Source organism: Agrobacterium genomosp. 2 str. CFBP 5494 (assembly GCF_900013495.1).
Classification (GTDB): Bacteria; Pseudomonadota; Alphaproteobacteria; order Rhizobiales; family Rhizobiaceae; genus Agrobacterium; species Agrobacterium pusense.
On the sequence record NZ_LT009719.1, the window covers coordinates 854,068 to 867,157 of the forward strand.

Annotated in this window: 13 protein-coding genes and 1 pseudogene; 11 read left to right on the plus strand and 3 right to left on the minus strand. The window is 60.4% G+C overall.

Annotated features, from left to right (window positions below; all coding sequences use genetic code 11):
* Positions 1–33 precede the first annotated feature (33 nt).
* The 3 genes from AGR2A_RS18800 to AGR2A_RS18810 all read left to right on the plus strand — a co-directional run bounded on the left by AGR2A_RS18800 (position 34) and on the right by AGR2A_RS18810 (position 2,060).
* On the plus strand, positions 34–621 hold the full coding sequence (locus AGR2A_RS18800) for an IMPACT family protein (protein WP_037090588.1): 588 nt from the start codon (positions 34–36) through the stop codon (positions 619–621).
* 136 nt (positions 622–757) lie between these two features.
* Positions 758–1,426: a pseudouridine synthase gene (locus AGR2A_RS18805; RefSeq protein WP_037090585.1), complete on the plus strand. Its 669-nt coding sequence runs from the start codon at positions 758–760 to the stop codon at positions 1,424–1,426.
* Positions 1,427–1,433: 7 nt separating this feature from the next.
* Complete coding sequence (locus tag AGR2A_RS18810) at positions 1,434–2,060, plus strand: class I SAM-dependent methyltransferase (protein WP_037090582.1); 627 nt, start codon at positions 1,434–1,436, stop codon at positions 2,058–2,060.
* On the opposite strand, the gene AGR2A_RS29655 is transcribed toward AGR2A_RS18810, so the two are convergent.
* Complete coding sequence (locus AGR2A_RS29655) at positions 2,061–2,246, minus strand: hypothetical protein (RefSeq protein WP_004437649.1); 186 nt, start codon at positions 2,244–2,246, stop codon at positions 2,061–2,063.
* A 184-nt stretch (positions 2,247–2,430) separates the two neighbouring features.
* On the opposite strand from AGR2A_RS29655, the gene AGR2A_RS18820 reads away from it, so the two are divergent.
* Both AGR2A_RS18820 and AGR2A_RS18825 read left to right on the plus strand, forming a co-directional pair.
* Positions 2,431–3,660 (plus strand): PQQ-dependent sugar dehydrogenase, encoded by a 1,230-nt coding sequence (locus AGR2A_RS18820; RefSeq protein WP_072495016.1) that lies wholly within the window; start codon positions 2,431–2,433, stop codon positions 3,658–3,660.
* An 86-nt stretch (positions 3,661–3,746) separates the two neighbouring features.
* Positions 3,747–4,763, plus strand: a complete 1,017-nt coding sequence (locus AGR2A_RS18825; protein ID WP_004437641.1) for a DNA topoisomerase IB — start codon at positions 3,747–3,749, stop codon at positions 4,761–4,763.
* 4 nt (positions 4,764–4,767) lie between these two features.
* Here AGR2A_RS18825 and AGR2A_RS18830 read toward each other — a convergent pair whose 3' ends face one another.
* The gene (locus AGR2A_RS18830; protein WP_072495015.1) at positions 4,768–5,490 is read right to left on the minus strand and encodes a response regulator transcription factor; all 723 of its coding nucleotides are present in this window, start codon (positions 5,488–5,490) and stop codon (positions 4,768–4,770) included.
* 1 nt (position 5,491) lies between these two features.
* Entirely contained in the window at positions 5,492–6,727 is a 1,236-nt protein-coding gene (locus AGR2A_RS18835; protein WP_037090579.1) for a GAF domain-containing sensor histidine kinase, read from the minus strand.
* A 303-nt stretch (positions 6,728–7,030) separates the two neighbouring features.
* On the opposite strand from AGR2A_RS18835, the pseudogene AGR2A_RS18840 reads away from it, so the two are divergent.
* The 6 genes and pseudogenes from AGR2A_RS18840 (at position 7,031) to recX (ending at position 13,089) form a co-directional block, all read left to right on the plus strand.
* Positions 7,031–8,047, plus strand: a pseudogene (locus AGR2A_RS18840) (ABC transporter substrate-binding protein).
* 90 nt (positions 8,048–8,137) lie between these two features.
* Positions 8,138–9,601, plus strand: a complete 1,464-nt coding sequence (locus AGR2A_RS18845) for an ATP-binding cassette domain-containing protein (RefSeq protein WP_037090578.1) — start codon at positions 8,138–8,140, stop codon at positions 9,599–9,601.
* Entirely contained in the window at positions 9,598–10,539 is a 942-nt protein-coding gene (locus AGR2A_RS18850; RefSeq protein ID WP_004437626.1) for an ABC transporter permease, read from the plus strand. The genes AGR2A_RS18845 and AGR2A_RS18850 overlap by 4 nt, the downstream gene beginning before the upstream one ends.
* Positions 10,536–11,483: an ABC transporter permease gene (locus AGR2A_RS18855; RefSeq protein WP_037090576.1), complete on the plus strand. Its 948-nt coding sequence runs from the start codon at positions 10,536–10,538 to the stop codon at positions 11,481–11,483. Before AGR2A_RS18850 ends, AGR2A_RS18855 begins: the two co-directional genes overlap by 4 nt.
* 32 nt (positions 11,484–11,515) lie before the next feature.
* Complete coding sequence (locus tag AGR2A_RS18860; protein ID WP_006698128.1) at positions 11,516–12,436, plus strand: SMP-30/gluconolactonase/LRE family protein; 921 nt, start codon at positions 11,516–11,518, stop codon at positions 12,434–12,436.
* A 62-nt stretch (positions 12,437–12,498) separates the two neighbouring features.
* Entirely contained in the window at positions 12,499–13,089 is a 591-nt protein-coding gene (recX, locus tag AGR2A_RS18865) for a recombination regulator RecX (RefSeq protein ID WP_037090574.1), read from the plus strand.
* The last annotated feature ends 1 nt before the right edge of the window (position 13,090 follow it).

A 13,090-nucleotide genomic window follows, 5' to 3' on the forward strand; every position in this document is an offset into this window, starting at 1 on the left:
CCGCAGGCGAATATATGCGATATTGAAGTGCCCATGTTCACGCTCGACCGCCCCGTCACCTTTTCGCAGGATATCAAGAAAAGCCGCTTCATCGCCTTTGCCGCGCCGGTGACGGGTGAAGAGGACGCGAAGAACTTTCTTGCAGCGCATTCCGATCCCGATGCAAACCATAATTGCTGGGCATGGCGAGCGGGTCAGACCTATCGTTTTAGCGATGACGGCGAACCCTCGGGAACGGCCGGCAAACCGATCCTTCAGGCTATCGACGGTCAGGCACTCGACAATGTCGCGGTTCTCGTCATCCGCTGGTTTGGCGGCATTCTGCTCGGCAGCGGCGGGCTGATGCGCGCTTATGGCGGCACGGCGGCCGCCTGTCTTCGCCTCGGCGAGACGTCACCGGTCATCGCTTATGTCAGCGCCACGCTGAGTTGCCCTTTCTCAGACCTGGCACTGGTGAAATCACGCCTTTCCGCCACGCCGAACCTGCGGCTTGAGAGGGAGGACTTTACCGGCACCGGCGCGAATATGCTGCTCTCGGTTCCGGCCGTGGAAGCCGAACGACTGACCCGGCTCCTCAGCGACCTGACCAGCGGACGCGTGAATCTCCATATTCCCGACTAGAGTTTTCGCTTTTCTTCGAATCGCGGAAACACTCAAACTCTTTATTTCGGCGCATTTCCGGTCGGAAAACCGGGGCCATTTTCTCGGAAATGCTCTAGCGCCTGTCCGAATGCGCAATTCGTGCTAAGGAAGCGACATGTCATCCGAGCTTTCCAACCTCATCTACAATCCGCCACTCGACCCTTGGCTCACCATCGTGCACCGCGATGACGATCTGCTGGTGCTTGATAAGCCGAGCGGGCTGCTATCGGTGCCGGGGCGCGATCCGGCGCTTTCCGACAGCCTCATGACGCGTGTGCAGAAGCAGTTCCCGAAAGCGCTGATGATCAACCGGCTGGACAAGGACACCTCGGGCATCGTGCTGATGTCGCTGAACCGCAAGGCGCACGCCGCAATTGCGTCGCAGTTTGAAAACCGCCAGACGCGCAAATCCTATGTTGCCATTGTCTGGGGAGAGGTTGAGGGAGAGGCCGGAGAAGTGGACCTGCCGCTCGCCATCGATCCCGAGAACAAGCCCCGCCACCGGGTCGACCACGAAAATGGCAAGTCCGCGCAGAGCCTGTGGCAGGTGCTGGAACGACTGCCGCTTCCAGCGACGCGGCTGGCGCTCACTCCCCTCACCGGGCGCACCCATCAATTGCGGGTACATATGAAGGCGCTTGGCCATCCCATTCTCGGCGATGAATTTTATGCCGAAGGTGAGGCGCTTTCCGCCGCGCCCCGCCTGATGCTGCATGCGCAGGAAGTGGCATTCCGTCATCCGGACGGCCGGGATGTCATCTATACCGTGCCCTCTCCGTTCTGAGGTCGATATGAAGGAACAAGACGATAGTTTCGTGGTGGATTTCGTCGGCGGCGCGGTGGGGCACCGTTTTCGTTCCGGCGAGGGGCGCGGACAGGCACTGCCCAAGGCCGCAGGTTTCACCAAGGGCCGCACGCCAAAAATCGTCGATGCCACGGCTGGCCTCGGGCGGGATGCCTTCCTGCTCGCATCGCTCGGGGCTGACGTCACCCTCATCGAGCGCTCGCCGGAAATGCACGCACACCTCGCTGACGGCATTCGTCGTGCACTGGAAGCGGGCGGCGCTTATGCCGAGGCGGCGGCGCGCATGACGTTGCTCCACGGCGACTCCCGGCATTTGCTGAAAGAGCTGTCACCGGAGGTGGTGATTGTCGACCCCATGCATCCGCCGCGCCACAACACGGCGTTGGTGAAAAAAGAGATGCGGGTTCTGAGAGAACTGGTCGGCGCCGACCCGGACCAGGTTGAGCTGATGGAGGCTGCGCTGGAGAATGCGACGAAGCGGGTGGTTCTGAAGTGGCCGCTCCGCGCCGACCCGATGCCGGGTGTTCGCAAGCCATCACATCAGATACTGGGTAAGAACACCCGCTATGATGTCTTCATGATCTTCGGAAAATCCCACGACGAGGATGAATGATCAGCGGAAGTTCGGCTTTCGCTGCGCGTTCATCAGAAGCTCATGCCGCGAGGCGAACTCACCGAACAGCTTTCTGAGCCTGACTTCCTCGGCCTTGTCGAGCCGATAACGGCGGCAGAACTCCGCCACGTTGAGGATCGGCTTGGTTCTGTTCGCGTCTATGGTCTTGTTGTCGATGATTTGCATGGCGCCCTCCGTATAACAGAGGCCAAACGCAGCGCACGGCTCACGGTTCCCTATGAATTCGCATGGATGAGAAAAGAGCGTGACGCCTGCACACGCAATGATCAAGTTTTCTTGAAACTGTCGAAGGAAACGAAATCCTCCCCAAATGGTTTCCTGCGTGACCTAAACGACGGAAGGGAGACCCATGTTCCACAACAACCGATTTCTGAATTCGACGATCCTGTGCGCGATGCTTGCCGTTCCTTTGGCCGGCGCAGCCAACGCACAGACCGCCCCGGCTGCCGAAACGAAACGGCCGAATGCGCCGGATCAGAAACCGGCTTTTGAGGGCCAGACGCGCGCGCCGCAGGCTGCTGCCCAGCCGAGCATCGAAAAAACCGTCGTCGCCGATGGTCTGCCGCATCTGTGGTCCATGGAATTCCTGCCCGATGGTCGCATGATCGTCGCTGCCAAGGAGGGCGCCATGCATATCGTCGCTGACGGCAAGGCCGGGCCGGCGATAGAAGGCGTGCCGGAGGTGGCTTCCGATGGACAGGGCGGGCTTCTCGACATAGCGCTGGCGCCCGATTTCGAAACCTCCCGTAAAATCTTCTTCTCCTTTTCCGAGCCGCGTGAGGGCGGTAACGGCACCTCCGTCGCATCGGCCAAACTGACAGAAGACGGTGGAGCGGCGAAACTGGAAGACGTCTCGGTGATCTTCCGCCAGATGCCGACCTATGATGGCGACAAGCATTTCGGATCACGGCTGGTTTTCGGACCGGACAACGAACTTTACGTCACCGTCGGGGAGCGTTCGGATGCCACGCCGCGCGTGCAGGCGCAGGATCTGTCGAGCGGTCTCGGAAAAGTCTTCCGGATTGATGCCGATGGCAAGGCCTTCGAGGGAAATCCCTTCGCCGGACAGCAGAATGCTCTTCCGGAAATCTGGAGCTACGGCCACCGCAATCTTCAAGCCGCGGCTTTGGATGGTCAGAGCCGGCTCTGGACCGTCGAGCATGGGCCGAAGGGCGGCGACGAGCTGAACCTGCCGAAAGCGGGCCTCAATTATGGCTGGCCGGTGATTACCTACGGGGTGGAATATAGCGGCCGGGCGGTTGGCGAGGGTGCAACAGCCAAGGAAGGCATGGAACAGCCGGTTTATTATTGGGACCCCGTCATCGGCCCGTCCGGCATGGCCTTTTACGACGGCGACCAGATTCCCGAGTGGAAAGGGGCCTTCATCGTCGGCGGTCTGGTGAGCCAGGGCCTCGTCATCCTGCACATTGACGGCGACAGGGTTGCGACGGAAAGCCGATTGCCGCTGGAAGCGCGCATTCGTGATGTGAAAGTGGGTCCGGATGGCGCTGTCTATGCCGTGACTGAAGAACGCGGCGGCGGCAACTCGCAAATTTTACGGATCGCCAAGGCCACCTGAGAAAGCGATGACAGGAACAGCAGGCCGCCGGAACGAAGGCGGCCTGTTTTTCGTTTGCCGCAGCGTGAAACCTGCCGGGAAAAACAATGCCACAGCCGCCAACCCGCCTTCTTGCCAAAATCGGACTTGCCTATGTCAGTGATCAGGAACCGGGTATTTCCCGCGAGAAACGCGGGCGCGGTTTCTGTTACCGGCTGCCGGGCGGCGAACTCCTCTGCGATAGTGATGAGCTGAAGCGCATCAAATCGCTCGGTGTACCGCCCGCGTATAAGGATGTCTGGATCTGCATCGACCCGTCGGGGCATCTGCAGGCCACCGGGTTTGATGCCCGCGGCCGAAAGCAATATCGTTATCATCCCGACTGGCATACGCTCAGGGGAGAAACGAAGTTCTTCCAGCTCAAAAGCTTCGGAAGGGCGCTCCCTGCCATCCGCCGTCGCGCCATGGCCGACGTCGGTAAACAGGACCACGGCCAGGAAATGACGCTTGCAGCCCTCACCCTGTTGCTTGATGCCGCCTATTTGCGCGTCGGAAATCGCTCCTATCTCGAGAGTAACGGCACCTATGGCGCAACGACACTGCTCAAGCGCCACGTTTCCTTCGGTGAAACGATTGAACTGCGCTTCGCCGCCAAAGGCGGGCAGAAGGTGAAAAGGCAATTGCGACACCCGCGGCTACAGAAAATCCTGGAGGAGATTGCCGATCTTCCCGGCAAGGAACTCTTCGTCTGGCAGGATAGTGAAAACCGGGTTCACTCCGTCGATTCCAGCGATCTCAACGCATATCTCTCACGCATCGGCGGCCAGGGCATTTCCGCCAAGACCTTCCGCACCTGGGGCGGAACGCTCGCGGCCTTCTGCAACGCCATGGAGCATGTGGCAGCCGGTGAAAAACCGAGCATAAAAGGCATGTGCCAGGCTGCGGCGACCGAGCTTTCCAATACGCCTGCCATCTGCCGCAAGAGCTATGTGCACCCCGCTGTTCTCGATATCGCCACGGAGGAAAAGGCCCAGAAAAAGCTCAGCCGCATCTTGAAGGTCGGGGCAAAACCCGTCTCCGGCCTCAGGGCGGACGAAAGACGCCTGCTGGCCTTTTTACCCTGACAGGTCAGCGGCCTCCCACCCATTCCGCCAGTTCGCGCTCGGCCTTTTCCAGCGCGCTGTAATTCAAAAGCTTGCGCAGGAAAGCGACGGTAACGGCGCGGGTTCTAAGATTATACCGGCCTTCCGCCTCGTCATCGCCGGCCGCCTGATGCACGTTCAGCTTCTCGTAGAGACTTTGCAAGCGGTTCTGCACGCTGCGCAGCGACAGGTTCCGCCGGCGCGCAATCGCCTTATCGGTAAGTCCAAGCGCGACATCGACAAGAATTTCATATTCGGAATCGGTAAAACCATGCGCCTTGCCGAGGCTCTTCTCCTGCAGGCCGCGCACTTCCCGGTCGATCACGCATTGCGCCTCGATGAAGATGCTGCGAAGGGCCAGCCGCAGTCGGTCATCGGAGGCGGATTTCAGCACATATCCATAGGCGGCACCCTCAGGCACGATGCGGGAAACGCCACATACATAGGCCTCGTCGGAATAATTGGACCAGAACAGGATGCGGGTATCCGGCCTTTCCTTCCAGATGGTGCGGGCCGCCTCGATGCCGTTGCGCTCGTTCATCTGCAAGTCCATGACGATATGGGCGGCGCGATTTTCCCGCGCCAGCTTTTCGCCGGTTCTGCCGTTTGCCGCCTCCAGCACCTTGTCGCATTCCGGCAGGGCGGCTCTTACCGCCTCGTTCAGATAGGCCCGGTGCAGGGCATCATCCTCAACGATGAGCACGTCCATGTCACATCTCCTCCCGGAAATTGAAAGCGCCCGCAGGCAGGGTGACGGTGATGCATGTACCCGCCCCATCACGGTTGCCGCCTCTGTCGAACCGGGCAGAGATCAGCCGCGCCCGCGTCGTCATGTTGCCCATGCCGAGACCGCCGGGGGCACCACTGTCACCGCCGCCATTGCCGTCATCGCTCACCGTCACCCGCAACCCGCCGTCGATTGCGGCCAGTCTCACGGCAATCGTTTCGGGCTGGGCATGGCGAATGGCATTGTTCACGGCCTCCTGCACGATGCGGAAGAGCGATATGGCCACCGTCTTGTCCAGCCTTTCAACCAGCCCCTCCGTCTCGTCCGTCACTGACCAGTCGATAGCGCATCCGCTGTCGCGCACGGAGCGGTCCACATAGGTCTCGATGGCTTCAACGACGCCGAACAACTGCAGGATCGAGGGTTTCGCCTCCTCGATAATCTCGCGCAGATCCTGCATGCAATGCTGCAGGCTGCGCACCACCGGCTCCAGCATCTCGCCGGAAATATCGGGAGTGTGGCTCATGCGCTCGATACGCCGCGCAAGCCGCGTCAGGTCGGCTAGGGTCTGGTCATGCAGGTCCATGCCGATGCGCTGCCGCTCGGCCTCCAACGCTTCCGTCAATTGCAGCGCGCCGAGGCGCAGGCCTTCTTCGCGGGCATTGGCGCGCGCCTCCTCGATGGCCGAGCGCTTGGCCTGTTCAGCGGCACGAATGGCGTAGAAATAGGGCGCCAGCAAATCCGCAACGGCGCGTGCATTGGTGACATCTTCTATCGTATAGGCGTTCGACTGGTGCGAGGAGCAACTGAGCGCACCGATGATGTCGCCATGCACCTTCATGGGGACATGCAGGCGGCTGTGCAGGCCAAGTTCGATGATGGGGCTGGAAAATGACCCTTCGAAATGAAAGCGCGGATCGGAACAGGCGTCGCCGCTTAAAAGATATTCGACCGAGCCCGACAACAGCGACCGGATCGGGCTTCCGGTGAGAAGTGCGGGCGGCTGTCGGCTCCAGGCGCTGACCAGACCGCTCTCATAGGCAATGTGATACTTGTCATCCAGCTGCTTGATGCAGACATCCATGTGATCATGCGGGATGATATGGCTGATCTCGGTTGCGACCGCCTGAATGATGGCATTAAACTCCAGCTGCCCGGCGAGCAGCCTCGAAATGCCCATATAGTGATGAAAAAGAGCGCTTTTCGGCGTATCCAGCATGCGCGGACGCCCTCCCAAGCGTCTGCCTCCAATCCCTGCGGCGAAGATTTAACCTATCGGGTCCGCATTCTTCATTCTGCGCCCGGCAGCAGCCTTTCGTCCTGCGGGTTCCCGCAAGCTTTATGCGGAAATCCGCAGGAAGATTGCCGCGATCCGCCTATACAAGCCAAATCTTCTTGGTCATTCTCGCTTCTACTGGGGAAAGGAGCTCCAGTGCAAAGGAATTCCGCCTGCCGCCGAGGAGATTTGCGGCGTGCGAGAATTCCGGGCTCGAAAAGGGCAAGCCACGAGGGAGGAAATCAAATGGCTTTCAGGAAGATGCTTCTGGCATCGGCCGCTGTCGCATGTGCAGCGCTGCCGATCACCGCTCATGCCGATACGTCGGCAAAAAAGATTGCGCTTTCAAACAATTACGCGGGCAATTCCTAGCGTCAGGCGATGCTGACCAGCTGGGACAAGATCACCAAGCAGGCGGTTGCCGACAAGCAGGTGGCCGCAGCTGACGCCTTCACGACAGCCGAAAACCAGGCGACCGAACAGGCGGCGCAGATCCAGAACCTGATCCTGCAGGGTTACGACGCCATCGTCATCAACGCCGCTTCGCCGACTGCACTCAACGGCGCGGTGAAGGAAGCCTGCGATGCCGGCATCACCGTCGTATCCTTCGACGGCATCGTCACCGAGCCTTGCGCATGGCGCATTGCGGTCGACTTCAAGGCCATGGGCGCAAGCCAGATCGACTACCTTGCCAAGGCCATGCCGAAGGGCGGCAACCTGCTCGAAATTCGCGGCCTGGCCGGTGTTTCCGTGGATGACGAAATCCATGCCGGTATTGTCGACGCCGTCGCCAAGAACCCGCAATTCAAGATCGTTGGTTCGGTCAATGGCGACTGGGCACAGGATGTCGCCCAGCGCGCCGTTGCCGGCATTTTGCCAAGCCTTCCCGAGATCGCGGCCGTCGTAACGCAGGGTGGTGACGGTTACGGTGCGGCCCAGGCTTTTGCCGCCGCCAAGCGCCCGACGCCGACCATCGTCATGGGCAACCGCGAAGACGAGCTGCAATGGTGGAAACAGCAGAAGGATGCGAGCGGCTATGAGACCATGTCCGTCTCCATCGCACCCGGTGTTTCGACGCTGGCTTTCTGGGTGGCGCAGCAAATTCTCGACGGCAAGGATGTGAAGAAGGACCTGACGGTGCCCTTCCTGCGCATCGACCAGGCCAATCTCGAGGACAACCTCAAGAACACCCAGAAGGGTGGCGTGGCGAATGTGGAATATTCGCTTGAGGATGCCCAGAAGGTGATTTCCGCGGCGAAGTAACCCGCGGTTCCTACCTGATCCTGCGGCGCTTTCGAAGGAAGCGCCGCAGTGATGCCTACATTCAATTTCAGATCACTGGCGTAATTGCTCATGAATGACATCATCGAGGCGGAAGAAGTCGTCGCCGCGCGCGGCGTGAAGGTCGTGTTCGGCGCGGTCAGGGCGCTGGATGGGGCCGATCTCGTCATCCGCGCCGGGGAATGCCTCGGGCTCGTCGGCCACAACGGCGCAGGCAAATCCACCATCGTCAATGTCATCAATGGCGGGCTCACACCGCATGAAGGCTCCATTTCCTATCGTGGGAACCAGAACCGCCACGGCATAGCCGCTGCGCGTGCGAGCGGCGTGCGCTGCGTCTTTCAGGAACTCTCGCTCTGCCCCAATCTGACAATCAGCGAAAACGTCCGCATCATGCATGCCGCCATGAACGGGCGGAACTGGCGCGGGCGCGCTCTTTCCATGATCCGCCAGACGCTCGACGAGATTTTTCCCGGCCACGGCATCGATTGCGAACTGACGATTGCCGAGCTTTCGATTGCAGAGAGGCAGATGGTGGAAATCGCCATCAATTTCTGCCGCACGCCTGAAGCCCCGAGGCTGGTCATTCTCGACGAGCCGACATCCTCGTTAGACGCGGGCCTTGCCGAACAGTTGATGGATTATGTCCGGCGTTTTGTGCGCACCGGCGGCTCCGTTCTGTTGATCTCGCATATTCTCGGTGAAATTCTTTCAACCGCCACCCGCATCGTTGTCATGAAGGATGGCCGCGTGGTGGCCAACCGGCCCGCCGCCGACTTCACCACGCGGACGCTGGTGGAGGCCATGGGCAGCGTCGTCAAGCCGCAGGACAGGCAAAAGGGTGAGAGCCGCAAGGCGGGCGAAAAGGTGCTTTCCATGCCGGCGCGCCGGGGCGAAGGCCTTGCCTTCGAGGCTTTCCGCGGAGAGATCATCGGCCTTGCCGGCCTCGGCGGACATGGCCAGACCGAAGCGCTTCTCGACCTCTATCTTGCCCGCAACAGCAGCTGGCTGCCGACGCGCAAGACCGATATCGCTTTCGTCGCGGGCGACCGCAGCCTCAACGGCACCTTCCCGCTGTGGAGCATCCTGAAGAACCTCTCCATCGCGTCGCTGCGGGATATTTCATCCGCGGGCATTGTGGACAGGAGCAAGGAGAGCGAACTGGGCGCGCAGTGGAAAAAGCGCATCGAAATTCGCACGCCCGACATGGGCAACAGGATCCTGTCTCTCTCCGGCGGCAACCAGCAGAAAGTGCTTTTTGCCCGTGCGCTCGCCACCACCGCCAGCACCGTTTTGATGGACGATCCGATGCGCGGCGTCGATATCGGCACCAAACAGGAGGTCTACGATATCTTGAGAACTGAAGCCTCTCACGGCCGCACCTTCATCTGGTACTCGACCGAGATGGATGAAATCCGTCTCTGTGACAGGGTTTATGTCTTCCGCGACGGCGCCATCCAGGCGGAACTCGTCGGCGACGACGTTACCGAGCAGAATGTGCTGGCCGCTTCCTTTGCCGGAGAAGACCACGCATGAAACTTTCGGCAAACGCGCTCCGCCTCATCATTCCCGCCGCCTCGCTCGCCTTCCTGCTCGCCGCGGTCTTCTACATGCAGCCGCGTGCCATGAGCTACACCGGCTTGAACCTCCTGTTCAATCTGGCAGTGCCGATTGCACTCGCCACCATTGCGCAGATGCTCATCATGTCGGTCAACGATCTCGACCTGTCGATGGGCACCTTCGTCAGTTTCTGCGCCTGCGTCACTGCCACCTTCCTGCAAACGACGCCATTGCTCGGTATTGCGATCTTTGCCGGGGCGATCGCGGTTTATGCACTGCTTGGCGCCATCATCCATATCCGCGCCCTGCCCTCCATCGTCGTCACACTCGGCATGAGTTTCGTCTGGGGCGGCCTCGCCGTGCTCATTCTCCCCTCGCCCGGCGGCCAGGCGCCTGCCTTCATCCGCACGCTGATGACGGCGAAACCGCCTTTCGTGCCGATCGCGATCGTCGCCAGTATCCTGATTGCGGTCATCGCCCACTACATCGTCATGCGCTCCTCGTTCGGCGTGTTGATGCGCGGCGTCGGCGGAAATTTCCGCTCTGTCGAGCGTTCCGGCTGGTCAGTCATCGGCATCCGCGCCGCTACCTTTGCGCTGGCCGGTTTCTTCGCGGTGCTCTCCGGTATCGCCCTCGTGGGCCTGACGACATCGGCCGACGCCAATATCGCGCTGCGCTACACGCTACTGTCGATTGCCGGCGTCATCCTCGGCGGCGGCGAATTCGTCGGCGGAAGAGTATCGCCCATCGGTGCCGTCATCGGCGCGCTGACGCTGACGCTTGCAGGCTCCTTCCTCTCCTTCATGCGGATTTCGCCGGACTGGCAGATTGGCGCGCAAGGGGCAATCCTCATCATCGTGCTGGCATTGCGCATCCTGCTCAACCGTCTCGAAAAGCGGGAGAAAAACCAATGAACGGGCTCTCTTCCCTCACCAGAAAACCGTGGATCTGGTCCTTTGCCGCAACCATTGCGGTGTGGATCATCACCGTGCTCTTCACTGGCGGCGCAAGCTCATTCGGCCTGTCGCACGCAGCACTCACCTTCGCGGCCTTTTCTGTCATCGTCGGCATCGGCCAGATGTTCGTCATCACGCTCGGGCCCGGAAATATCGACCTCTGCGTTCCCGCGACGATGACGCTGTCGGGGACGCTTGCCTTGAAGTTCATGGATGTATCGGACAGCCTCATTCTGCCGGGATTGCTGATCGCCATCCTCACCGGTATCGCCATCGGCATCGGCAATTATGCCCTGATCAAGCTCCTGCGCATCCCGCCGATCATCGCGACGCTCTCCATGAGCTTCATCGTGCAGTCCATCGCCATCTGGTCGAACCGCGGCCTGCGCATCAAGCCGCCGGAAACATTGGCCACATTCGCCACATCGAGTTTTCTCGGCATTCCCAATGTCGCCCTGGTCGCCCTGCTGCTTTCCGTCATTGCATGGCTGCTGCTGGACCGCTCCTTCTACGGACGCTGGATTGCCGCCATCGGCCAGAGCACCTTCGCTGCCCGCATGACCGGCATTCCCGTGGATGGCGCACGCTTCGTCACCTACGTCCTCTGCGCGGTACTGGCAGCAATTGCGGGTTATCTGCTCGCCAGCTTCTCCGGCGGTGCGGCGCTCAACATGGGCTCGGAATATCTGCTGATGTCCATCGCCGTCGTTGTCATTGGCGGCACGGCGGTGGCGGGAGGGGATTCCAACGTGCCCGGCATATGGGGCGCATCGCTCTTCATGTTCCTGGTGGTCTCGATGCTGAATACCTATGGTTTCGGCGCGGGCATCCGCCTCATCCTCACCGGTCTCATCATCATCTCCGTCATTCTTCTGGCGAGTGGCCCGAAGGCCACGCGCTGACCCCGAACGACAAGCCAAAGCGGACCACGCTCATGACCACAGACAAGACTTCACCTTACGAAATTCACGACGACCGTTTCCGCCACCTGATCGTCGGCAATGCCGAACTGGAAGAGCTTTATTCGGGCTGCCGCTGGGCAGAGGGACCGGTGTGGTTCGCCGACCTGAACTGTCTGCTTTTCAGCGATATCCCCAATGAGCGCATGCTTCGCTGGGTGCCGGATGGCGGAATCTCGGTTTATCGCCAGCCCTCCAACTTCACCAACGGCAACACCCGCGACCGGCAGGGACGTCTTGTGTCCTGCGAACATGGGGGCCGCCGCGTCACCCGCACCGAGGTCGACGGCTCGATCACCGTCCTTGCCGATAGCTACGACGGCAAGCGGCTGAACTCGCCCAATGACGTGGTGGTGAAATCAGATGGCAGCGTCTGGTTCACCGACCCGACCTACGGCATTCTGTCCGATTACGAGGGCTACAAGGCCGAGCCGGAGCAGAAGACCCGCAATGTCTACCGGCTCGATCCCGCTACCGGAAAGATCGACATCGCCATCGACGACTTCGTGCAGCCGAACGGCCTCGCATTTTCGCCTGACGAAACGAAGCTCTACATTGCCGACAGTTCCTACAGCCACGATGTCACCCGACCCCGCCATATCCGCGTCTTCGACGTCGTGGATGGCGTAAAACTCGCCAACGGCCGGGAATTCTGCAATATCGACAATGGCCTGCCAGATGGCTTTCGCCTCGACACGGCCGGCAATCTGTGGACGAGCGCCGGTGACGGCGTGCACTGCTTTGCGCCTGACGGCACACTCATCGGCAAGATCAAGGTGCCGCAGACAGTGGCGAACCTCACCTTCGGCGGGCCGAAAAAGAACCGCCTGTTCATCACCGCGACAAAATCGCTCTATTCGGTCTATGTCGCCGCAACCGGTGCACAGACACCCTGAAATCCAAAAACGCTGGTCTGGCAGGAAGTGGCAAGATCGCTTCAGAGCGCTATAATTGGCCCATGAGTGACGATTCCAACCTCTTCCTGACTGACGATATGGAGTTCGACGGCAAAGCGCCGGCCGTTGAACCAACCAGCCGCATGCTCTCCTGGGCACGCAATTCCGCTCTATACCGGCTGGAACAGCGCATGATGACGGAAAAGCAGCTGCGCGACGCCATCATGCGCAAGGCACGGGAAAAATTCGAGGATATCGGCGCCGCGCAGATAAAGGCGCTTGGCGATTTCGCGGTGCGTTTCGCTTATGAGATCAAGGCGCTTGACGATACAGCCTTTGCGGAAATCACCGTGCGAAGCGGGCAGCGCAGCGGCAAATCGAAACGGGGGCTGGCGCAAAAGCTGCAGCTTAAGGGGATAGACCGGGAGACCGCAGCCGTCGCCCTTCAGGAAACCAACGATCTGGTCGCAGCCATCAATTTCGCGCGAAAACGCGCTTTTGGCCCTTACCGTCGGGCCGAGCTTGATGAGAAGCGCAGAGCAAAGGAGTTTTCGGCATTTGCCCGCAATGGTTTTGGTTTCGAAATCGGGTCGAAGGTTATGTCGATGACGACGGAAGAAGCGGAAGATATTTTGTCGGAAGCACCGCTCTGAC

Coding starts and splice junctions, on each gene's coding strand:
- AGR2A_RS18835 (WP_037090579.1), bottom strand. CDS start 6,727: ATGCTGGATACGCCGAAAAGCGCTCTTTTTCATCACTATATGGGCATT.
- AGR2A_RS18805 (WP_037090585.1), top strand. CDS start 758: ATGTCATCCGAGCTTTCCAACCTCATCTACAATCCGCCACTCGACCCT.
- AGR2A_RS29655 (WP_004437649.1), bottom strand. CDS start 2,246: ATGCAAATCATCGACAACAAGACCATAGACGCGAACAGAACCAAGCCG.
- AGR2A_RS18810 (WP_037090582.1), top strand. CDS start 1,434: ATGAAGGAACAAGACGATAGTTTCGTGGTGGATTTCGTCGGCGGCGCG.
- AGR2A_RS18820 (WP_072495016.1), top strand. CDS start 2,431: ATGTTCCACAACAACCGATTTCTGAATTCGACGATCCTGTGCGCGATG.
- AGR2A_RS18825 (WP_004437641.1), top strand. CDS start 3,747: ATGCCACAGCCGCCAACCCGCCTTCTTGCCAAAATCGGACTTGCCTAT.
- AGR2A_RS18860 (WP_006698128.1), top strand. CDS start 11,516: ATGACCACAGACAAGACTTCACCTTACGAAATTCACGACGACCGTTTC.
- AGR2A_RS18800 (WP_037090588.1), top strand. CDS start 34: ATGTTCACGCTCGACCGCCCCGTCACCTTTTCGCAGGATATCAAGAAA.
- AGR2A_RS18830 (WP_072495015.1), bottom strand. CDS start 5,490: ATGGACGTGCTCATCGTTGAGGATGATGCCCTGCACCGGGCCTATCTG.
- AGR2A_RS18845 (WP_037090578.1), top strand. CDS start 8,138: ATGAATGACATCATCGAGGCGGAAGAAGTCGTCGCCGCGCGCGGCGTG.
- recX (WP_037090574.1), top strand. CDS start 12,499: ATGAGTGACGATTCCAACCTCTTCCTGACTGACGATATGGAGTTCGAC.
- AGR2A_RS18855 (WP_037090576.1), top strand. CDS start 10,536: ATGAACGGGCTCTCTTCCCTCACCAGAAAACCGTGGATCTGGTCCTTT.
- AGR2A_RS18850 (WP_004437626.1), top strand. CDS start 9,598: ATGAAACTTTCGGCAAACGCGCTCCGCCTCATCATTCCCGCCGCCTCG.